Origin of the sequence: Exiguobacterium sp. s140 (assembly GCF_018617035.1) — a bacterium.
In the GTDB taxonomy this organism is placed as follows: Bacteria; Bacillota; Bacilli; order Exiguobacteriales; family Exiguobacteriaceae; genus Exiguobacterium; species Exiguobacterium profundum.
Genome location: NZ_JACSJK010000001.1, coordinates 218,732 through 240,558, shown reverse-complemented (window position 1 = coordinate 240,558; position 21,827 = coordinate 218,732). Strand labels below are relative to the sequence as shown.

The following is a 21,827-nucleotide window of genomic DNA, read 5'->3' as shown; positions in this document are numbered from 1 at the left end:
AGATTCTCTCATCTTCTTATGATTGAAGAAACAGTTGAACTTCTTCTTCCGTCAACTCACGATATGCCCCGAGCTCAAGCGTCTCATCGAGTTCTAGCTCCCCAATTTGAACACGCTCCAATCGTTCGACATGTTTGCCGACCGCCGCGACCATTCGTTTCACTTGGTGATATTTCCCCTCAGACAATGTGAGGCGAATGACCGACCGACGTCCGCTCTTGCTCAGTATTTCAAGACGGGCCGGCTTCGTCGTATATCCATCCTCTAACTCGACCCCATTCGCGAACGTCTTGATATCCTCTACTGTCATCTCTCCGTCGACCTCGGCGATATATACTTTGTCGACGTGCTTGCGAGGTGACATGAGCGCATGATTGAATGCGCCATCGTTTGTGATGAGGAGCAGTCCCGTCGTGTCCTTATCGAGACGACCGACCGGGAAGAGGTCATAATGGGTATACTCAGAATCAATCAAGTCGATGACCGTCGTCTCGACTTGATCTTCCGTCGCGCTGATCACACCTTCCGGCTTATTCATCATGAAATAAATGTACGGACGATACTCGACCACTTCCCCGAACACCGTGACTTTCTCTGATGATGGGTCGACGTGCCGTTTTGCATCTTTTACAAGTGCCTCATCGACTCGCACCGCCCCTTGTTTCAGTAGGATTTTCACGTCTTTCCGTGAACCATATCCCATGTTCGCTAACAACTTATCAATCCGCATTACATTTTCCTCCGATATTCAAAGCGTTTCCCTAGTAATTTACCTGCGAGATGGCTCCGCCACCCGAGGTATCCATATACGAGAACGCCGATTGTCACTCCCACGATTGTCGCAAAAATGTCGTTCCCCCAACTCGCCTCATCATTCATTGTAACGAGAAGAGAGAGGAAGACGGCAGCGAACATCGCCCCACCCATCAAGAACATCAAGATGGTGCGACGAAGCAGTTGCTTATACGGGAAGTGGAGCGTTCGTTGAATCATCCATACCATGAGAATAATGGCCACGATGTATCCAGCGATGGTCGCGTACCCGGCTCCGATTCCGCCGAGCCAATAGACGAGCGGTACGTTCAATGCAAGTTTCGTCAACAGTCCCATCGATGTGGCAAAGATGGTGAAGTACTGACGGTTAATCCCTTGGAGAATCGCAGCCGCGACCGAGTAATAGGCCAAGAAGAAGGCACTTGGTGCGTAGTGGAACAAGTATACCCATCCTTCACGGTCACCCGGGAACAAGGTGCCAAACAATGGCTCCGCAAGTGCTACGAGACCAATGACCGCAGGAATCGTTACGAAGAACGAGACTTGGAAAATATGGTTTACTTGATTCCGAACTTTTTGCATGTCCCCCGTCGTGAACGAACGAGTCACAAGCGGGATCGTCGCCATCGATACACTCGCCGCGACAGAGACTGGAATCAACACAATTTTATGGGCGTTCCCGGTCAAAAAGCCATACGCCGACGTTGCTTCAGAAACGGTCGCACCCGTACTGAGCAACGTATTGACCATCGTCAACTGGTCAATCAATTGATAGAGAGGGGTCGATACCCCGACCATCACGATTGGAATCGAATAGCTAAGCAATTCGAGCAACAACGATTTCATCGAGCGGACCGGTGTGCCCGCCGGATTCTCTGTCTGACGATGAATGTCTTTTCGACGTTTCCAATACATGATGAGCACGGCGAAACTACCGATTGCCCCGATGAACGCACTGAACGTCGCAATCGTGACGGCAATGACTTTCAACCCGTTCAATTCAGTCGTTTCAACAGATTGCGTCCCTCCGAGGGCATTGGCAATCGGTTGAATGAAGTTTGAATCCGCAAAGACGAACAAGACGAGCATCGTTCCACTGAGGAGGAACAGGATGCGTACAATCTGTTCGACCACTTGTGAGATTGCCGTCGGTGCCATGTCTTGATGTCCCTGGAAATAACCACGTACCATACTCATCGCCGGGATGAGCAGTAAGGCAAAACTGACGCTTCGTGTCACGAGGGTGAGTGAGTCAATGTATTGCTGATTGTTCTCTGAGTTTCGGACCATCAGTTCGGATAACCATGGTGCTGCAAAAAAGAGTAATAAAAAAGCGACGACACCGGTCGCAAGCATCAGCTTCATCCCTTGTCGGAACAGTCGTTGACTTGTCCCGTATTCTCCTAGTGCATTATATTTTGCGATAAATTTCGAAACGGCAACGGGAATCCCTGCCGTCGAAATGGAAATCATGATCGCATAATACGTATATGCTGCTTGATATAATGTCACTCCGGCAATCCCGACCATCGCTTGGAACGGGAACGTGTACAGTAGTCCTAACATTCGGGAAATCAAGTTTCCCGCTGATAAAAGAAGCGTTCCTTTGACGAAGGAGGCTCTTCCAGAATCTTGTTTGGCGCTTGATGACATGAGGTACCTCCATCTATAAATCAACGATTTCAATGAATTCGGTTTTACAAAACAACCGCTTCTCATTATACTCTTACTGTTACGGATAATAAAGTTACGATAATTTTACTAATCATATAGATGAAGAAATGAGGAGATACCCTATGAAAGATGTCATCATCATCGGTGGAGGGCCGAGCGGGCTCATGGCAACGTATGCTGCGGCAAAAAGTGGCGCTTCGACATTGCTTATTGATAAAGGCTCGAAACTCGGTCGAAAATTAGCCATTTCAGGTGGTGGACGTTGTAACGTCACAAATCGAAAACCAATCGATGAATTGATTCAATTCATACCCGGGAACGGTCGCTTTTTATACAGCGCCCTCGCCCAGTTCGACAACCAATCCATCATTGACCTTTTCACTGGATTCGGGATTCCGCTAAAAGAGGAAGACAACGGACGAATGTTCCCAGTGACAGATAAAGCACAGGACGTGGTCAACACGTTGCTTCGGGCAATTGAAGACCTCGGCGTCGAGATTCGAAAAAAAGCTGAAGTCAAAACGCTACATTTTAATGAAGAAAACGAGTTTCACGCTGTCGAGTTGATGGACGGTGAGATGCTCGAGGCAAAAGCTTGTGTCGTCGCGGTCGGCGGACAGTCTGTCCCACACACCGGTTCGACCGGAGACGGCTATCCATGGGCACAGAAGGCAGGACACACGATCACCGAACTCTTCCCGACAGAGGTGCCAATCACATTGAATGACGCGTTCATCGGAACGAAACAACTTCAAGGATTATCGTTACGGGACGTCGCGTTGACGGTGCATGGCAAAAAAGGGAAGGCGATCAAGACGCATCAGGGAGACATGATTTTTACCCATTTCGGGATTTCAGGTCCAATCGCGCTCCGTTGCAGTCAGTACACAATCAAAGAACGGAAACGCAGCAAAGAGCAAATCGTCCTCTTGTCACTCGACTTCTTCCCAGACACGTCACGAGATGCGCTCGTTCAGGAACTGTGGAACCAAGTACAGAGCCAACCGAAGCGTGCCGTTAAAAATGTATGGAAAGGCTACATCCCTGAGCGACTTCTTGACTTATTGCTCGAAGAACTCGCATTTGGAGAAGAAGATGCGAGTCAGTTGAAAAAGCAATCCGTCATTGATTTCGCAACACGTTTGAAAATGTTCGAGATGCACGCCGTCGGGACACTCGACTTTGATAAAGCGTTCGTCACAGGTGGCGGCGTTTCGGTTAAAGAAGTTGCACCACAGACGATGATGTCAAAGAAGGCACCAGGTCTCTTCTTTGCAGGTGAAGTACTCGACATTCATGGATACACAGGCGGCTACAACATCACGGCCGCCTTCACAACGGGACATTGTGCCGGATCGCACGCAGCTGAACTGGCGACAGAGCGGTAAAAGGTTCGGTCTAACGTATTGGCTACGTACTATTATGTTCACTAACAATCAAAAGGCTTGATCCTGTCTCATTCAGGGTCAAGCCTTTTAACATTCTTTTCAACTTAATTTTCCAATTCCATCACATCTCGATACTTGTATTTTTCTAAAATCTCATGATCTTCTTTGAAGGTCCATTCGGGAATCGACAGTTCTGGGTGCGCCGTCAAATAGTCATGGAGCACATCCCTCCCTAGAGTATAGTTACTCCAACGTGGCATATCTTTTTGATAATTACCGACTACAAAATCGGTGAAGGACGTTTCATAATCATTCACTCGACTTGCAATGTGTTCCATGGTCGCATCATCTAATTGCACATGCCATGGGGGAGAAACTCCTTTGACAATCCGATCAGCAAATGCGTCCGCTTTCCCTTCGATAATAATAGACTCCAGAATCGAACTAAGATTGTATTTGTTTTGATCACGAAGAATCAGATGATGATACTCGTGAGCCGTCGAATAGGCTAGCACATCTTTGTCAAAATCTGTATCGAGAAACAAGATGAATACGTCTTTGTATGCTGCTGCGCCTACTCCTTTCAACGGTTCACTATCGTAAAAGAATTCAGGATTATACGGTGCAATAAACACTGTGCTCTTCTTTTTAGGTAAGATTTGATTTGAATCTGCATATGTCGATGCAATAATCTCTTTAATCTCCTCATGCTGCTCGATTAATTTGTCTAACTGCTTCAGCAATTGTTGCTTATGAGGGGTCGGCTTTAGATTAAAATCAGTTTTTAATCTAGATGTATCGATCTTTTCTTCCTCTCCGACTTCACCTATGTAATCGAGTACGTATTTTTTGAAGTTTTGTTTGCTCTCCTCCGAATCGGTTGATTCAAGGGATGCGTTCAAATATTGTTGGTATTGCGTATAGAGTGGGACGATTGTCAATTCATTCTCTTCATTGATTTTTATCGTTTCGATTGAAACGTCAGGCTTAGACGTTTTAGATTCTGACGTTTTTTCATCATTGCTACATGATGCTAACAGAAGTGCTGAACTTACACATAGAATACCGAGTACTTTTTTCAGTTGAACGACCTCCATCTCAATGATCAATATTCCTCGCTTGCTTACTTATGTTAAATTATACCATAAATTACTCTTATGACCTTTCCGATACCCTCTAATAACATGATGACTTCACGATCATCACAACAAAAAAACGGCTTGAACCCTTTGTAGTGAGGACTCAAGCCGTTTGTGATTATTCTTTCCCTGCGATTTGACGACGCACTTCTTTTTCGAGCTCCGGCTCTGGTGGCATCCATCCTTCAGGTTTCATGACTTTATTGTCCGATTCGCGTAAAATCGGCTTCCCGTCCGGTCCAAGTTTCGCCATATTGGCACGCTGGACGATTTCAAACAACGGAACGGGATCGAGTCCGAGTTCAACGAAACTGCCCATCACAAAATATAACGCGTCCGTTAACGCATCCCCTTGTCCGACGAGACGTTCCACATCATCCGATGGCGGTGCGTCTTGCAACGATTTTTGGACCGCTTTCTGGAATCCTACTTGGAATTGCTCGATGGCTTGTAAAAACTCTTCTTCCGATTGCGAGGATTGATGCAAAAACTCGACGACCGCTTCCTCTGCCGTCCAAACCGAGCGTTTTGTCGCACGATCAAGCGTCAACGGTTGCGGCGATTTTGCTCCTGGATGTCCAAAAGTTTCATGAAATTGTTTCACTTCTTCAAAAAAGTAACGTTTGCTCATCTGTTCTTCCCCCATTGTTAGTCCACAGACACGAATGCATCCAAATCGAATACTTCCGGGTGGACGATTGCAAAGATTTCATTGTCTTGTAAAAACATACCGGTCGAGTCATATACGCGAGGCGTCACCATCTGACCGTTGATGGTCTCTTCTTCCGGATTGACTGTGTAGAGGACGAGCTCTTCTGAGTCGAGCACGTAGATGCGTCCTTGTCTCTCGACAAGGCCGACTCCTTCGAATCGCTCAAACTTCTGTTGGATCGAGGCGCTCATCCCGTCAGCAGACAACGCTTGGCGTGAATCAAGCATCCATTCGGTTTCGGGCTCTTGATTTTCTTCTTCCGCTTGTTGTTCGTTCGACTCATTTTCAGGCGCGTCTTCAGATACAGCCGATTCGCTCGAGGCGTCGTCATTCGTCGAGACGTTCTCTGTCGTTGTGTCTTCCGATGATTCTTCTGTTTTTGGAGTATTCGTGTCAGCATCAGTTGACGCTTCTGATGATTTGTCATCGGCTGGAGTCTCCGGTTCGATCTCCCGTTCTTCGATATAAAGGAGCTCAAGGTCCGGTGTATCCGCCAAGCGATTCATCATGAACAGACGCTTCGATTCCCGGTCATAACCAAGACCAAAGATTCGGTCTTCCGACACGAGTCCTTTGATTTGTTTACGTGGTCTCTCGACCCAGCGTCCTTCTTCTCGCTCGATTGTAATGAGCGTACCGTTCGCTGAGACCGCATACACAAGATCTTCTTCGACCATGCGCATTCCGATAAAATCATCGAGGCGCGGTTTCCCTGAATTCTCAAGTTGAAGCACCGAATTGACGCGCGTTCCGTTTCCACTCACCTCAAAAAATTCAGCTTGTTCGGTTAAGACCAAATATGCCCCGATCGTGTCACTGTAGTACACTTCATCGATTTGACTGATTTGTTCGAGGGCATCGGTCGTATCGATATCTTCATCATCCTGCGCCGCTTCCACGGGTGGAAGGGATGCCGTTTGATGACGCGTTTGAATATCAATTTTTTCAAATGTCGAGGCGACCTGTCGTTGAATCTCTTCATCTGAAAAGACAAAAACATAACAAAGGATCACACCGACCACGACGGCACATAGTGTCGTGTATAGCACATAAGAACGTTTCATGGACATGTCGTCCCCTTCTACTTCAGTATCGCCCTTTAGTGTATCAAAACCGTCCATAAAAGAAAATGACCTCACCAAAAAGAAAAGAATGTGCGACAATGTCACACATTCTTTTTGTTACCCCACTACAATATTGACGAGTTTTCCAGGAACGACAATGACTTTACGAACCGTCTTGCCTTCTGTGAACTCTTGGACACGCTCGTTCCCGAGTGCTTCCGCTTCAAGTGCTTCTTTTGATGCGTCACGAGAGACGTGCATTTTCGCACGGAGTTTCCCGTTCACCTGGATGACAACTTCAATCGTGTCGCTCACAAGTTTTGACTCATCGTATGTCGGCCAAGCCGCATACGTTAACTCTTCCGTCATACCCATCTTCTCCCACAACTCTTCAGACAAGTGCGGCGCGACTGGTGAAAGCATCTTGATGAAGTCGACCATTTGCGATTTCGGCAACGTCTCTTGTTTGTTCGCTTCATTGACGAAGACCATCAACTGCGAGATTGCCGTGTTGAAGCGAAGGGCTTCATAATCCTCCGTGACTTTTTTCACCGTCTGATGATACGTGCGTTCAAAGTCGGCAGTCGGCGCCACGTCTGCGAAGTTCGTCTGATCGAACAAACGCCAGACGCGGTCGAGGAAGCGACGTGCCCCGTCAAGACCATTCGTCGACCATGCGATGGCCGCATCAAGTGGTCCCATGAACATTTCGTAAAGACGGAGTGTATCGGCTCCGTGCGACTTCACGATATCATCCGGGTTGACAACGTTCCCACGAGATTTCGACATCTTCTCGTTGTTCTCACCGAAGATCATTCCTTGGTTGTAGAGTTTTTGGAACGGTTCGCTCGTCGGGACGACACCGATATCAAAGAGTACTTTATGCCAGAAACGTGCGTAGAGCAAGTGAAGAACGGCATGCTCCGTACCCCCGATATACAAGTCGACTGGAAGCCAACGCTTGAGTTTCTCAGGATCCGCAATCATCTCTTCGTTATCTGGATCGATGTAACGGATGTAGTACCAGCAGCTACCTGCCCATTGTGGCATCGTGTTCGTCTCGCGACGACCTTTTTCCCCTGTGACCGGATCTGTATACGTCAACCACTCTTCTGCGTTCGCAAGTGGCGACTCACCTGTACCAGATGGTTTGATTTCATCGATGATCGGAAGTTCGAGCGGAAGTTCTTCGACCGGTACCGTCTTCATCGTTCCGTCTTCCATATGGACGACCGGAATCGGCTCGCCCCAGTAACGTTGACGGCTGAACAACCAGTCACGAAGACGGTATGTCGTCTTCGCACGCCCTGTGCCACTAGCTTCGAGCTCTTCAATGATCGTCTTGATGGCATCGGCTTTATTAAGTCCGTTCAAGCTACCAGAGTTGACGTGCTCACCGTCTTCGACGTAAGCCGCCTCTTCCACGTTTCCACCTTTGACGACTTCACGGATCGGGAGGTCGAACGTTTTCGCAAACTCATAATCGCGCTCATCGTGTGCAGGAACGGCCATGACCGCACCTGTTCCGTATGTCGAGAGAACGTAGTCCGCTGTCCAAATCGGAAGTTTCTCGCCGTTCACCGGGTTGATCGCATAAGCGCCCGTGAAGACACCTGTCTTCTCTTTGGCAAGGTCTGTACGCTCGAGGTCCGTCTTCTTCGAGACTTCCTCAATGTATGCTTCGACTGCCGTCGATTGTTCAGGCGTCGTGATCACTTTAGTGAACGGATGCTCTGGTGCGAGTGTCACGTATGTCGCCCCGTGAAGCGTATCTGGACGTGTTGTGAATACTGTGACGATCTTATCATGACCGTCGACCTTAAAGTCGACCTCGGCACCGACCGATTTGCCGATCCAGTTGCGTTGCATCTCTTTCACGCTCTCAGGCCAATCTAGACCTTCCAAGTCTTCAAGCAAACGCTCTGCGTATTCCGTGATACGAAGCACCCACTGCTTCATCGGGACACGGTAGACAGGGTGGTTCCCACGCTCTGACAAGCCATCGATGACTTCCTCGTTCGCAAGGACCGTACCGAGAGCCGGGCACCAGTTGACCGCAACTTCATCGACGTATGCGAGGCCACGTTCGAAGAGTTGCGTGAAGATCCACTGCGTCCATTTATAGTATTTCGGGTCCGTCGTGCTAATTTCACGGTCCCAATCGTATGAGAATCCGAGTTCTTTCAACTGACGGCGGAACGTCTCGATGTTGCGCGCTGTGAATTCACGCGGGTCGTTCCCTGTGTCGAGTGCATATTGCTCGGCAGGAAGACCGAACGCATCCCAGCCAATCGGGTGAAGGACGTTATATCCTTGCATCCGTTTCATACGAGCGATGATATCCGTCGCCGTGTAACCTTCCGGGTGACCGACGTGAAGACCAGCACCGGATGGGTACGGGAACATATCAAGGACGTAGAAACAATCCTTCTCCGGGTCTTCTGTCGTTTTAAATGCTTCTTTCTCTTCCCAACGCTTTTGCCACTTAGGCTCGATTTCTTGATGTTTAAAATAACTCAACATTCTTCCTCCTCTGCATAATAAAAAGCCTTCCGTCCCCGAAAATGGGACGAAAGGCTTGAAAGCTCTCCGCGGTACCACCCATGTTGCATTGCTGCCACTTGAGACGCCGGTAACGAGGCGTAACCCCGGTTTTCCCTACTCGTTTCAGGAAAACAGCTCCAAGGCGAGTTCACAACATCCGCTTATCGATTCACACCATCCATCGACTCTCTTTGAAACGGAACGTTCGCTACTAGTCCTCTTCAACGCTTGCTATTCATCGTAGTCTATTTTAGCCCATTCTGAAATTCAACGTCAACTTGATTTTTCTGTGACACGAATGTCTTTCATGATGACAAATAGCGTTAAGGCTAACGTAGCAAGTAGTAGAAGCATGCCGAAGACTGCTGTAATGCCGAACATGTCATAGACAAAACCAGACAACGTCGGTCCAATCATCCGACCGACGGATGCTGCGATATTGACGAGCCCTTGGTATTGTCCAGCTTTCCCAGGAGGGGCGAGTTTCGCCGCAATCGTCGGAACCGCCGGCCAGACAAACATCTCCCCGATGGTCATGACGACCATCGCGACCATGAACATCCCGAACCCACCAGCGAATGGGACAATCAAGAACGCGCCGAGGAAAATGGATGCCCCGATGATCAGTTGACGTTTTAAGTCGTCCTCAAACTGTCGTAAGACACGATTGAGCAACGGTTGTGCGAAGACAATCATCGCCCCGTTCACTGTCCAAAGGAGTGAGTATTGACTGATTGTGACACCGAGGTCTTTCGAGTGAACGGCAATCGTCCCTTGCCATTGCACGTACACGAACCAAAGTACCGCATAACCAACGGCGACATACCACATCGACTTCATCGTCGCACTCGAGAGTGTCGTGGCGGCCGCTTCGAGTTGCGACTGAACGACAGGACGTGCCGGGTTTTTCAAATAACGCAATCCAAACAAGAGCACCACGACAAATAAAACTGACAAGAAGAAGTTCGCATAAAAAATCCACTCGATGTTAAGTCGAGCGATTTGACCACTCATTGCCGTTCCGAGGGCGACCCCCACGTTTTGTGCGACATAAATCGCATTGAACGAACGACGTCCCCCTTCAGGCCAAATGAGACCTGCAAACGCATATACGGTCGGAAAGACGAGTCCGCCGGAAAGACCGATCAACCCGAGCCATACGAGATAGCCGAAGAACGTGGCATGAAACAGTAAAAATCCAAGCGAGCTCGCGAGCAAGAGACCGACAGAGATCATCAGCGTCGTCTTCCCACCGATTCGATCGAATAGCGTCCCTCCGATGTAGTTCCCGACAATCGCGAGCGCCGAGTTCACAAGAAGCGCCACCCCGGCAAGCGTCATCGACTCACCTAAAAAATCATGAATATACAGTGTGTTAAACGGCCATAAAAAAGACGCCGCCGTTGTATTGAGCGCCATCGCAATGACTAAAATCCATACCGAAATTGGCATTTTATTGTTCACACCAAGTCCTCCTTTCATTCTTCTTTCACATCAAAAAAATCGGCACAAAAAGGCCGAATCGACAAGATTTCCTTATCAAACCTAAACGAACGCCAAGGAAGTGTCAAGAAAAATTACTTATTATGAAGTTTTGTTATTTTTCGTTTGTGATAGGATGAGCAAGGAAGGAGAGATGAACATGAATCCATTTGGTCAAAATCGTTACCATACACTTAATGAGGCGTATCGACGAGAGTACGGGGGCAAGGTGTTTAAAGTGCCACTCGATGGCGGCTTCACATGTCCGAACCGTGACGGACGTGTCTCAAAAGGTGGATGCACGTTCTGTTCGGACGATGGCAGTGGTGATTTCGCGGGAAATGCTTGCGATCCGATTCCCATTCAATTTGCAGAAGTGAAGGCTCGTCTCCACCGGAAGTGGAAAAATGCCAATTATATTGCTTATTTCCAAGCGTTTAGTAATACGTATGCACCAGTCGAGCGGTTACGTGAATTGTATGAACCGGCACTAAATGAGGATGGGGTCGTCGGTCTCTCTATTGCGACACGTCCTGACTGCTTGCCGGACGACGTCGTCGCCTATTTAGCAGAGTTGAATGAACGGACTTCCCTTTGGGTAGAGCTTGGTCTTCAGACCGTACACGACACCACCGCTAAAAAGATCAATCGCGGGCACGACTATCAATCGTTTTTGACCGGTCTTGCGAAACTTCGCCGTCACAACATTCGTGTCTGCGTTCATATCATCAATGGCCTCCCAGGTGAGACACCAGAGATGATGCTCGACACGGCACGAGAAGTTGCTAAAATGGACATACAAGGAATCAAGATCCATTTACTTCACGTCTTGAAACACACACCGCTCGCCCGTCAATATGAGAAAGGACTGCTTGACTTGATGGAGGAAGACACATACGTCTCCCTCGTCTGTGATCAACTCGAACGGATTCCTCCCGAGGTGATCGTCCATCGTTTGACAGGAGACGGTCCACCCGACCTCTTGATTGGTCCGTTATGGAGCCGTCACAAGATGCAGGTGCTTAACAAGATTCGTGCGGAATTGGAGCGCCGAGATTCTTACCAAGGAAAAAAGAAGGATGAGATCTATGGGATTAATGAGAGTACTACCTTTTGCAAAACAATTACTACATGACCATATCGAGGAAGGTCAGGTCGCCATCGATATGACGGCCGGGAACGGACACGATACGTTGTTTCTAGCGAATGCCGTAGGCGAGACAGGACATGTCTATGCCTTTGATATTCAATCAGAAGCTGTAGCAGCCACAAAGGCGCGGGTTGAAAAATCGGGTGTCAGTAATCGGGTGACCGTGATTCATGATAGTCATGATACGGTCCAAGCGGTCGTTGAAAAGGAAGCGCGGCCGATCACCGCGGCCGTCTTCAACTTAGGGTATTTACCGGGAAGCGACAAATCCATCACGACACACGGAAATACGACGATTGCCGCATTATCCCAACTATTAGACGTCATGGCCGTCGGTGGCGTTATCGTCATCGTGATTTACCACGGACATGAAAGTGGGAAAGTCGAACGAGACGAGGTGCTCCATTATGTAGAGTCCCTCGATCAAAAACAGGCAGGCGTCCTGCGTTATGGATTTATCAACCAAGTCAATCATCCCCCATTCATCGTGGCGATTGAAAAACGTGCATAAGAAAAAGGCGGCTCATTAGAGTCGCCTTCTGTCATTCTTGAATCAATTCATAAAACGTCATGAGGGTTTCCGCGAATTTCGTGTTCAATCGTTCGTAACCAAAGTGTGGGAATCCTTCCAATCGCCGGATATACACTTGGTCCCCACCGATTTTCCGACAAACATTCAACGTCAACTTCACGTCCGCGAACTGGTCGTCTGGTGCATAGAAACAGGCGAGCGGAAGGCGTGGCAGATGCTTCTTCTCTTCCTGATGCTCGACGATTTCCTCTTCGATTTCTCGATATTGCGCATACGTGATTTCTCCGAATCGGGATGACTCGTCTCCCCCACCGGTGAATGTCATCATCCCGAGTGGCAAGTCAGGGCGAAAACGGTCGACAGCACTTGCGACGACTTGTTTCAATCCACCGATTTGACGAGTGGCATGCCAATCAAACAATGGGGAGATGTATGTGAGACTCCCGAGTGGCACATCGTACTCCTGCAAAAGGCGATTCGTTAAGAGTGCGCCAAGGCTGAATGCCACGACATGAATCGGTAATTTATATTCCCCTGCCTCGCGCAACGCTCGCTTGATCAGTTGCTTATGGTCACCTGCCGTCAATCCAATCGATTGATCGCGGACGACGATGACTTCGTACTCGTCCTCGAGCCGTCGAATAAAGTTCTCGCTGATCCGTGACGTGAATTGTAACGGATACACGATGACGATGACTCCTTTTCGTGCTTCTTCATTTGCCATACTGCCGTCACCTCGTTTATAGACTATATTCATTGTATCAAAAAAACATCAGCCGCAACTGATGTTTGAATAAAATCCGTCTGGAGGCTTAGCTCGGGTCATATCGTAAATGAATGAGTTCCATCGGACGATCATATACTTCTTCCTGGATACGATTCACTTCTTTGAAAGATTGATGTAAGAGGAAGGCAATCGCTTGATCATTCGAGCTTTCGACGTACACTTCCATCGGTTGTTCTTTTTTCGATTGAAGGTGAGCCAGAAAGGCTGCGCCGTAGCCGTTTCGATGATAATCGGGGTGCAGATAGAGGCGGAGCATCTCCCACATGTCACCGCGATCGATGGCATGACAAAATCCTATGACCTCTTCTTCATATTCGCCAACGATAAAATACTGTTCTCGTGCTTCTTCACTTGAACTGATTGCTCGTACAATCTCTTCTTGCCGATATGCGCGTTCCATCGCTCTCGTTCGATTGGAATCATCCTGTGATATGGTCGCCAGCGCGATGTTCCGAATCAGCGTCGCATCTTCTGGCACTGCTTCCCTCATGTTCATGACAGCTTCCCCCTTTTGGCCAATCTATTTGTATCATTCCCTATCCCAATGTTTTTATCCTGCTCCTTCATTTCTTTTTCATGACGATTCATCAGAAAACGTTACGTCGCCATTTCTCTAGGGTATAACACAAGCAATGCCAATCAAACGAAGGAGTGGAACTGCATGGAACCTAGACAAGAACATGATCCGAAAGTAGAACAGACAACCAACCCGAACCGTCAATTTGATCAATTGGACGGGGGAAGTCCAAAGATCAGTGTCGTGACCGGGATGTTGCTCGGTGCACTCGTCGGTGGTCTACTCGCCTTACTTAGCTCCTCGAACCGGGAGCAGACAAAGCAATCCCTCTCGAATGCGAAATCGTCGGTCGGGGGCCTCGTCAACGAAGTGAAACAAGATCCTGCCGGCAAGGCGTCTCAAGTCATTGAGCAAGTGAAGTCAGCCTCGACAAAGATTCAAGAAGTCTCCACAGACGTCCAAAACGTATACGAAAAAGTCGTCGGGGAAGTCGATACCGTGAAAGAGGACGTCACTAAAATCGTCGAGACGGCTCAAGAGGCCAAGTCAGACTTACAGGACATCGGGGAGAAAGTCGTCGAAGCGAAGGATACGGCGCTTGGACAAGATACGACGACAACTGATTCTTCATCCGATTCAAATAAACAGACACCTCCGACAACGTAAAAAAAACGACCTTTCCGCGGAAAGGTCGTTTTTGATGATTACGCGAAACGTTTCGCGCCTTCTTCAAGAATGGCTGCTTTATCTGTTTGCTCCCATGGGAGTTCGATGTCTGTACGACCGAAGTGACCGTATGCTGCCGTCTGTTTGTAGAGTGGGCGACGAAGGTCGAGCATCTTGATGATGCCCGCCGGACGGAGGTCAAAGTTCTCACGAACGAGTTCAACGAGTTCCGTTTCGCTCAATTTACCTGTGCCGAACGTATCGACAGCGATTGATACTGGGTGTGCAACACCGATTGCGTACGCAAGTTGAACTTCCGCTTTATCCGCAAGTCCTGCTGCAACGATGTTTTTCGCTACATAGCGAGCTGCGTATGCCGCTGAACGGTCAACTTTTGTAGGATCTTTACCAGAGAATGCGCCGCCACCGTGACGAGCGTATCCACCGTACGTATCAACGATGATCTTACGTCCTGTCAAACCTGCATCTCCTTGTGGTCCACCGATTACGAAGCGACCAGTCGGGTTGATGAAGTATTTTGTTTCAGCATCGATGAGTTCAGCCGGAATGACTGCCTCGATGACATGTTTTTTCAAGTCTTCTTGAATTTGCTCAAGTGTGATCTCTTCCGCGTGTTGCGTCGAAATAACAATCGTATCGATGCGAACTGGGTTGTTGTCCTCATCATACTCAACCGTTACTTGCGTCTTCCCGTCCGGACGAAGGTACTCGAGCGTACCGTTCTTACGTACTTCAGCAAGACGACGTGACAACTTGTGTGCCAACGAGATTGGGAGTGGCATGAGTTCAGGTGTCTCGTTTGTTGCATATCCGAACATGAGACCTTGGTCTCCTGCACCGATTGCATCGAGTTCCTCTTCAGTCATCTGACCTTCACGTGCTTCAAGCGCTTGGTCAACACCTTGCGCGATATCTACCGATTGCTCATCAATCGACGTCAAGACCGCACACGTTTCAGCATCGAAGCCATATTTTGCACGCGTGTATCCGATTTCGCGGATTGTTTCACGGACAACTTTCGGGATATCCACGTAAGTTGACGTTGTGATTTCACCAGCTACGAGTACAAGACCTGTTGTGACAGACGTTTCTGCCGCAACACGGGCATTCGGGTCTTCCGCTAAAATGGCATCCAAGATGGAGTCAGAAATCTGATCACAAATTTTGTCTGGATGTCCTTCAGTAACCGACTCTGAAGTAAAAAGTCGACGGTTCAATTTTGACATTCAAAAAACCTCCTATAATAAGGGTATTATGTGGACGGTACTCGTTCCCCTTACGCGTTGCTTTGGGACGGTAATGAAAAAAACCTCCCCCGATGACATACATTGGGAAAGGTTGAATCGTTCTTCCTTACCCTCTTATCGTTCGAAGCTAATGGCTTCGCTTCAGGATAGCACCTTTTCCGCACAAGACTTCATGTCGGACGGTTGCTGGGCTTCGTAGGGCCTTGTTCCCTCCACCGCTCAGAATAAGAGTATCCGTTACGAAAACCATCATATAAATGACACTCGATTATGTCAAGGGAATCAGACGAATTCGTAAAAGTTTTCACTGACTTGCAAAACATTTCTGTTTGTGAATCGTCAAACATTTTTTTATTTCGTTTCTGTTTTTTAACACCTTGTGATAAGAGAATGTGATAAAATGACTTTGTAAGAAAGCGCTTACTTAGAGAGAAGAAACGCTTGTGTTTAATTAGTGTGTCACATATAATTAAAAATGTCATACTGATTAATCGTAATCGCGGAAGTATGCGGATTTCATCCACATCTATTTAGGGGAAAGGTGGGATTCAGGATGGCGACAACGCTCCTGAAAATCGAAGAATTAATTAATGGTGCCGACATGTTACGGAACTTGACGGTTCCAGAGCTGGTGGAAGAAGCCATTCAAAATGGTGAAGGTGTGCTGACAAAAGACGGGGCATTATCTGTCAGTACCGGTGCTTTTACTGGACGGTCACCGAAAGACAAATTCGTCGTACAAGATGAAGTCAGCAACAACCTCGTCGATTGGGGTAAAGTGAACCAACCGATCGCAGAAGAGAAGTTTTCAGCACTTCTCGACAAAGTACTCGACCATTTAGAAAAGAAGGATAAACTGTATTATCTAGAAGCATCTGCTGGTGCAGATGAACATTATACGTTGCCGGTCCGTGCCATCACGGAGTATGCGTGGCACAGTCTATTCGCTAAACAATTGTTCTTACGCGAATGGCCGACGAAAGGTGCGTTCGACCCGTTCACGGTCATTTATGCACCGAGCTATAAAGCAGACCCTGCCGTCGATGGTACGAACTCTGAGACGTTCATTCTCGTCTCATTCGCCAAGCGCACGATTCTGATCGGGGGAACAGAATACGGTGGCGAAATTAAAAAATCGATCTTCTCCGTCATGAACTTCTTGCTACCCGAGCAGAACGTGTTATCGATGCACTGTTCGGCAAATGTCAATGATGCGAATGAAACGGCACTCTTCTTCGGATTGTCGGGCACTGGGAAGACAACGCTCTCGGCTGACCCTGAGCGTCATTTGATTGGAGACGACGAACACGGATGGTCACCGGACGGGGTCTTCAACATCGAAGGCGGTTGTTACGCAAAGACGATCAACTTGTCTCGTGAGAACGAACCGCAAATCTATGATGCGATTCGCTTCGGTTCATTGATTGAAAACGTCGTGTTGAATGAAGATCGTACACCGGACTATAAGAACATTTCCTTGACGGAAAACACGCGTGCGGCATATCCAATCGAGTTCATCGACAATGCGATGCTCCCATCACGCGCCGGTCATCCGAATACGATTGTCTTCTTGACGGCAGATGCCTATGGCGTCTTGCCTCCGATCAGCAAACTGACGAAAGAACAGGCGATGTACCACTTCTTGTCGGGTTATACGTCAAAACTTGCCGGCACGGAGCGCGGTGTCACAGAACCACAGGCGACCTTCTCGACTTGCTTCGGTTCACCGTTCCTTCCGCTCGCTCCAGAGCGTTACGCGGATATGCTCGGTAAATTGATCGAGCAACACGACGTGGATGTCTACCTCGTCAACACAGGTTGGACTGGCGGTGCATACGGTGAAGGTTCGCGTATGAAACTCGCGTACACGCGTGCGATGGTCAACGCCGCAGTCAACGGTCAACTTCGTGACGTCGAGACGATGAAACATGACATTTTCAACGTCGAGATTCCAGTAGCCATCGAAGGCGTACCGAGTGACGTGCTCAATCCACGTGACACGTGGAGCGACCCAGCTCGCTACGACGTCGAGGCGAAAGCACTCGCAATGAAATTCAAAGAGAACTTCACACGGTTCACGAAAGCGAGTGAATCGGTCATCGCAGCCGGCCCACTGGTCATCTAATACGAAAGCACCGACTCATCGAGTCGGTGCTTTTGCTTGTCGTAACATCCATTCCATCGCTTGTTCGGTCGTCTCCCATTTATCCCAAAATGGGAGTTGGTGTCCGAACGGAAGCACCCAAAACTCTGCCTGCTCCCCTAACTTCTCGGCGACTGCCGTCGCATGGCGCAAACGGACCTGCTCGTCATCCGTACCATGGATGATCAGCGTTGGTGCATCCCATTCCTTATAAAGCGGAGAACGTTCTGTATATGCTGTTTCTGCCGATTCGGGGTCTCCCCCCGTCATGCGACGTAACATCTTCCGCATCGAGCGTTGCTCTTCATACGTCCACTCTAGATTGGTCACACCGGCCCATGAGGTGACGGTAGTGACCGGTCGTTCAGATGCGAGAGAGAGTGCCATCATCCCGCCGCGTGAAAAACCGAGCGCATGAATCGGTCGTCCGCTCGTTTGGACGCGATCATAGAGTGAGAGCACGTCCTTCAAATCCTCTCCACCGAAGTCTTCTTTTCCCGTGCCCCCGTGATTACCTCGATAAACCGGGGCCACCACATGAAAACCGCGTGCCGCAAACTGCATGAGGCGCGGTAACCGAACGTCCCCGATTCGTGCCGTTCCCCCTCGTAAGTACATCAACACCTGTCCATTCGACCGTTTCGGTTCAATCGAATAGGCGACGACCTCTTCCCCATCATTCGTCGTGTACCATCCACGCGTCACCCGGTAACCGGCGTATGGTGGCAACACGTCGATTCGATCAAACCAGTTGTTGCTCATGGAGCACCCTCATCGTTTCTGGTAAGACACGGTCCTTCATCATAAAGCTGTAACGTGGATTCCGTAGTAGATTGTCCGGTAAGACATCAATCAAGACGGCCCCATCCGTCTCGTCGACTGCGGGATGATCTTCGAATCGTTCAATCTCCGCAAAATAGATATTTTTGATGACGGTGTCACCACGACCGAGCACACGATATTGCCCCATGTATCGTAACGTCTTGACGACGCCTCCAGTCTCTTCATATACTTCCCGGATGGCCGCGGCATCCTCATGTTCGCCCGGTTCGACTTTCCCACCTGGGAACTCGAGCCCTCGTTGTTTATGCTTCGTCAATACCCATTTGTCCTTGTAACGGGCGACGACCCAGACGTGGAGCGGCGTGTCTGAGAACGGATAATGGGTGAAGCTTAACTCGACTTGATTATGATAGTAATCCTTGAATGTCTTCATAGTCCATCCCTTTCTTTCCCCTGTCTACTCTCACTTTACCTTGTCTGCACCCAGTTTCAAACAAAAAAATCGGTCCGACGCGCGGACCGATTCGTTTTCTTATTGATTCAAGCGTTTTTCGAGTTCTGCTTTTTGTTCTTCATACCCTGGTTTACCGAGTAGTGCGAACATGTTCGCTTTGTATGCTTCGACGCCTGGCTGGTTGAACGGGTTCACCCCGAGGATGTATCCGCTCATCGCACATGCTTTCTCGAAGAAGTAGAACAAGTAACCGAGGTGGTACGGTGTCATCTCTGGCAATTCGACGACGAGGTTCGGTACGTCGCCATCTGTATGCGCGAGGAGCGTCCCTTCTGTCGCCTTGTCGTTCACGAACTGAATCGTTTCCCCTGCGAGGAAGTTCAAACCATCCAAGTCTTGTGCGTCTTCTGGGACGTTCATTGTGTGACGGACTTCTTTCACACGGATGACTGTCTCGAACAAGTCACGACGACCTTCTTGAATGTATTGACCCATCGAGTGAAGATCAGTCGAGAAGTCGACAGCCGCAGGGAAGATTCCTTTGTTGTCTTTTCCTTCAGATTCTCCGTAAAGCTGTTTCCACCACTCAGACACGTAGTGTAGAGCTGGTTCGTAGTTGACGAGCATCTCAATCGATTTGCCTTTCGCGTAAAGGGCGTTACGTACGACCGCATACTGATACGCTTCGTTCTCAGCCAATTCTGGCGAGCTGTAGGCGTTTTGTGCATCGCGTGCGCCTTCCATCAAAGCATCGATATCGATTCCTGCAGCGGCAATCGGAAGAAGTCCGACCGGTGTGAGGACAGAGAAACGTCCACCGACGTCATCTGGAATAACGAACGTCTCGTAACCTTCAGCGTCCGCGAGCGTCTTGAGGGCACCACGGGCACGGTCTGTCGTCGCATAGATCCGCTCACGCGCTCCGTCTTGACCATACTTGTCTTCCATGAATTGCTTGAGGACACGGAATGCGATCGCAGGTTCTGTCGTCGTTCCTGATTTCGAGATGACGTTGATTGAGACGTCTTTCCCTTCAAGCACTTGAAGCAATTCTCTCATATACGTTGAAGAGATGTTATGGCCCGCATAGAATACTTGTGGCGCCTTGCGCTCTTCTTTTGACAATACGTTGAAGAACGAATGTTGAAGCATTTCGATCGCTGCACGGGCACCGAGGTAAGAACCTCCGATTCCGACGACGACGAGAACATCTGAATTCTCGCGAATTCGTTCCGCTGCAGCTTTGATTCGTGCGAACTCATCTTGATCGTATTCGGTCGGAAGGTCGACCCACCCAAGAAAATCACTTCCGGCACCGCTCCGCTCGTGAATCACCGAGTGAAGGGTTTTTACCGTTTCTTGCATTTGGTCGATTTCATGCTTCCCTACGAATGAGAGCGCGTTTGAATAATCGAAACGTACAGTTGACATGTCATTTCCTCCTTTAAATCGCTCGTAAAAGAGCCATACATGACCCATCATAAACGGAAACGCTAGATTCGTTCAATCATTATTGCAAAATAGGCAAGAAATCGCCTTATTTACTGAGTTCGAGAATATGCGCGACATCTTCCCGTTCGAGTGTACGGAAACGACCGAATGCGCCACGTTTCATCGCAGAATCGAGAATCGCATCGAATGTCGACTCATCGATCTCATAGTCACGAAGCGAGTTCGGTGCACCGAGTTGGTCGAAGAATGCACGTACAGCTTGGATCGTACGTTTCCCTGTTTCCAAATCGTTCTCGCCAGGCTCGACATCAAATACTTCCGTACCGAGTCGAGCAAAGCGAGCCGCGTTGTCTTCATCTAATACATGTTCCATCCAACGTGGGAAGAGGATCGCGAGGCCCCCAGCATGCGGGATGTCATGGACAGCAGATACGGCGTGTTCGATGTTGTGTGATGCCCAGTCACCGGCTGCACCCATTTGCAGGACACCGTTCAATGCCATCGTACCTGAGAATAAGATGATGGCACGGAGGTCTACGTTTTCTAAATCGTTGACGAGTTTGGGTGCCGATTCGACGACCGCTTTCAACACACCTTCTGTCATGCGTTCTTGTACCGGCGCATGGTTCGGGTGGAAGTATTGCTCGAAACAGTGGCTCATCATGTCGACGATACCATAAATTGTCTGGTCTTTTGGAACTGACACGGTGTAACGTGGATCGAGGATCGAGAATGTAGGGAATACAAGTGGGTGACCCCAACCGAACTTCTCTTGAGTCTCCCAGTTCGTGATGACCGATCCCGAGTTCATCTCCGACCCTGTCGCAGCGAGTGTAAGGACTGTCCCGAATGGTACCGCCTCTGTCGGGATATGTTCACGAAGTACGATGTCCCACGCGTCCCCGTCATATGGAATCGCTGCTGAAATCAGTTTTGTGCAGTCGATGACGGAACCGCCACCGACAGCTAGCAAGGCATCAACGTCCTTTTCACGCGCAAATTTCACCGCACGACGTACCGTCTCGATGCGTGGGTTCGGTTCAACACCTGAGAAGTCTACGTATGAGATACCGGCTTTTTCAAGCTCGGCCACGACTTCATCGTACGTCCCGTTCTTTTTGATGCTTCCGCCACCATAGACGAGCATCACTTTCTTCGCGTCAAGCGCTTCTAGTTCTCCACCTAATTTTTCGACCTGATGTGTCCCAAAAATTAGTTTTGTCGGGTTTTTGTATTCAAAGTTGTGCATAAGTTAACCTCCTCATAGAAATATGTAACACCTACACTATATACCCTGT

Annotated in this window: 19 protein-coding genes, 1 riboswitch and 1 other annotated feature; of the genes, 5 read left to right on the top strand and 14 right to left on the bottom strand. The window is 48.8% G+C overall.

Annotated features, from left to right (window positions below):
* Positions 1 to 16: 16 nt before the first annotated feature.
* Positions 17 to 730: a pseudouridine synthase gene (locus KNO61_RS01275; protein ID WP_214683939.1), complete on the bottom strand. Its 714-nt coding sequence runs from the start codon at positions 728 to 730 to the stop codon at positions 17 to 19.
* Entirely contained in the window at positions 730 to 2,427 is a 1,698-nt protein-coding gene (locus KNO61_RS01270; RefSeq protein WP_012726779.1) for a putative polysaccharide biosynthesis protein, read from the bottom strand. Before KNO61_RS01270 ends, KNO61_RS01275 begins: the two co-directional genes overlap by 1 nt.
* 143 nt (positions 2,428 to 2,570) lie before the next feature.
* Between KNO61_RS01270 and KNO61_RS01265 the strand changes: the two genes are divergently transcribed.
* A complete protein-coding gene (locus KNO61_RS01265) occupies positions 2,571 to 3,836 on the top strand; it encodes a BaiN/RdsA family NAD(P)/FAD-dependent oxidoreductase (protein WP_214872530.1) in 1,266 nt (421 codons plus the stop codon).
* 104 nt (positions 3,837 to 3,940) lie between these two features.
* On the opposite strand, the gene KNO61_RS01260 is transcribed toward KNO61_RS01265, so the two are convergent.
* The 5 genes from KNO61_RS01260 to KNO61_RS01240 form a co-directional block, all read right to left on the bottom strand.
* Positions 3,941 to 4,945: a DUF2268 domain-containing putative Zn-dependent protease gene (locus tag KNO61_RS01260; RefSeq protein WP_251030765.1), complete on the bottom strand. Its 1,005-nt coding sequence runs from the start codon at positions 4,943 to 4,945 to the stop codon at positions 3,941 to 3,943.
* A 148-nt stretch (positions 4,946 to 5,093) separates the two neighbouring features.
* Positions 5,094 to 5,606, bottom strand: coding sequence for a pyrophosphohydrolase domain-containing protein (locus KNO61_RS01255; RefSeq protein ID WP_147536597.1), 513 nt, complete (start codon positions 5,604 to 5,606; stop codon positions 5,094 to 5,096).
* A gap of 17 nt (positions 5,607 to 5,623) precedes the next feature.
* Entirely contained in the window at positions 5,624 to 6,751 is a 1,128-nt protein-coding gene (locus KNO61_RS01250) for a hypothetical protein (RefSeq protein WP_251030764.1), read from the bottom strand.
* 117 nt (positions 6,752 to 6,868) lie between these two features.
* Positions 6,869 to 9,274, bottom strand: coding sequence for a leucine--tRNA ligase (gene leuS / locus KNO61_RS01245; protein ID WP_214872527.1), 2,406 nt, complete (start codon positions 9,272 to 9,274; stop codon positions 6,869 to 6,871).
* A 39-nt stretch (positions 9,275 to 9,313) separates the two neighbouring features.
* Positions 9,314 to 9,529 (bottom strand) — a binding site (T-box leader).
* Positions 9,530 to 9,568: 39 nt separating this feature from the next.
* Complete coding sequence (locus KNO61_RS01240; protein WP_240499836.1) at positions 9,569 to 10,759, bottom strand: MDR family MFS transporter; 1,191 nt, start codon at positions 10,757 to 10,759, stop codon at positions 9,569 to 9,571.
* A gap of 178 nt (positions 10,760 to 10,937) precedes the next feature.
* Here KNO61_RS01240 and mnmL point away from each other — a divergent pair, with 178 nt between their 5' ends.
* Together mnmL and mnmM are read left to right on the top strand one after the other, a co-directional pair.
* Entirely contained in the window at positions 10,938 to 11,912 is a 975-nt protein-coding gene (mnmL, locus tag KNO61_RS01235; protein ID WP_214687046.1) for a tRNA modification radical SAM protein MnmL/YtqA, read from the top strand.
* On the top strand, positions 11,866 to 12,438 hold the full coding sequence (gene mnmM / locus KNO61_RS01230; protein WP_078147227.1) for a tRNA 5-(aminomethyl)-2-thiouridylate-methyltransferase MnmM: 573 nt from the start codon (positions 11,866 to 11,868) through the stop codon (positions 12,436 to 12,438). The genes mnmL and mnmM overlap by 47 nt, the downstream gene beginning before the upstream one ends.
* A gap of 31 nt (positions 12,439 to 12,469) precedes the next feature.
* Here the strand turns inward: mnmM and KNO61_RS01225 are convergent, their stop codons facing one another.
* The gene (locus tag KNO61_RS01225) at positions 12,470 to 13,183 is read right to left on the bottom strand and encodes an alpha/beta hydrolase (protein WP_012726789.1); all 714 of its coding nucleotides are present in this window, start codon (positions 13,181 to 13,183) and stop codon (positions 12,470 to 12,472) included.
* Positions 13,184 to 13,271: 88 nt separating this feature from the next.
* Positions 13,272 to 13,742, bottom strand: a complete 471-nt coding sequence (locus tag KNO61_RS01220) for a GNAT family N-acetyltransferase (RefSeq protein ID WP_012726790.1) — start codon at positions 13,740 to 13,742, stop codon at positions 13,272 to 13,274.
* A gap of 165 nt (positions 13,743 to 13,907) precedes the next feature.
* On the opposite strand from KNO61_RS01220, the gene KNO61_RS01215 reads away from it, so the two are divergent.
* Positions 13,908 to 14,429 (top strand): hypothetical protein, encoded by a 522-nt coding sequence (locus tag KNO61_RS01215; RefSeq protein WP_214813037.1) that lies wholly within the window; start codon positions 13,908 to 13,910, stop codon positions 14,427 to 14,429.
* 38 nt (positions 14,430 to 14,467) lie between these two features.
* Here KNO61_RS01215 and metK read toward each other — a convergent pair whose 3' ends face one another.
* Positions 14,468 to 15,676 (bottom strand): methionine adenosyltransferase, encoded by a 1,209-nt coding sequence (metK, locus tag KNO61_RS01210; protein WP_214872526.1) that lies wholly within the window; start codon positions 15,674 to 15,676, stop codon positions 14,468 to 14,470.
* A 132-nt stretch (positions 15,677 to 15,808) separates the two neighbouring features.
* Positions 15,809 to 15,928: riboswitch (SAM riboswitch) on the bottom strand.
* 322 nt (positions 15,929 to 16,250) lie between these two features.
* On the opposite strand from metK, the gene pckA reads away from it, so the two are divergent.
* Complete coding sequence (gene pckA, locus KNO61_RS01205) at positions 16,251 to 17,822, top strand: phosphoenolpyruvate carboxykinase (ATP) (protein ID WP_078147228.1); 1,572 nt, start codon at positions 16,251 to 16,253, stop codon at positions 17,820 to 17,822.
* Positions 17,823 to 17,837: 15 nt separating this feature from the next.
* On the opposite strand, the gene KNO61_RS01200 is transcribed toward pckA, so the two are convergent.
* The 4 genes from KNO61_RS01200 to KNO61_RS01185 form a co-directional block, all read right to left on the bottom strand.
* Positions 17,838 to 18,602 (bottom strand): alpha/beta hydrolase family protein, encoded by a 765-nt coding sequence (locus KNO61_RS01200; protein WP_214872525.1) that lies wholly within the window; start codon positions 18,600 to 18,602, stop codon positions 17,838 to 17,840.
* Positions 18,583 to 19,056 carry an RNA deprotection pyrophosphohydrolase gene (gene ytkD / locus KNO61_RS01195; protein WP_012726795.1) on the bottom strand — a complete coding sequence of 158 codons (474 nt, stop codon included), beginning with the start codon at positions 19,054 to 19,056 and terminating at the stop codon, positions 18,583 to 18,585. Before ytkD ends, KNO61_RS01200 begins: the two co-directional genes overlap by 20 nt.
* A 99-nt stretch (positions 19,057 to 19,155) precedes the next feature.
* Positions 19,156 to 20,508: a glucose-6-phosphate isomerase gene (locus KNO61_RS01190; RefSeq protein WP_074036426.1), complete on the bottom strand. Its 1,353-nt coding sequence runs from the start codon at positions 20,506 to 20,508 to the stop codon at positions 19,156 to 19,158.
* Positions 20,509 to 20,614: 106 nt separating this feature from the next.
* Positions 20,615 to 21,778: an iron-containing alcohol dehydrogenase gene (locus KNO61_RS01185; RefSeq protein WP_214757513.1), complete on the bottom strand. Its 1,164-nt coding sequence runs from the start codon at positions 21,776 to 21,778 to the stop codon at positions 20,615 to 20,617.
* Between the last annotated feature and the right edge of the window lie 49 nt (positions 21,779 to 21,827).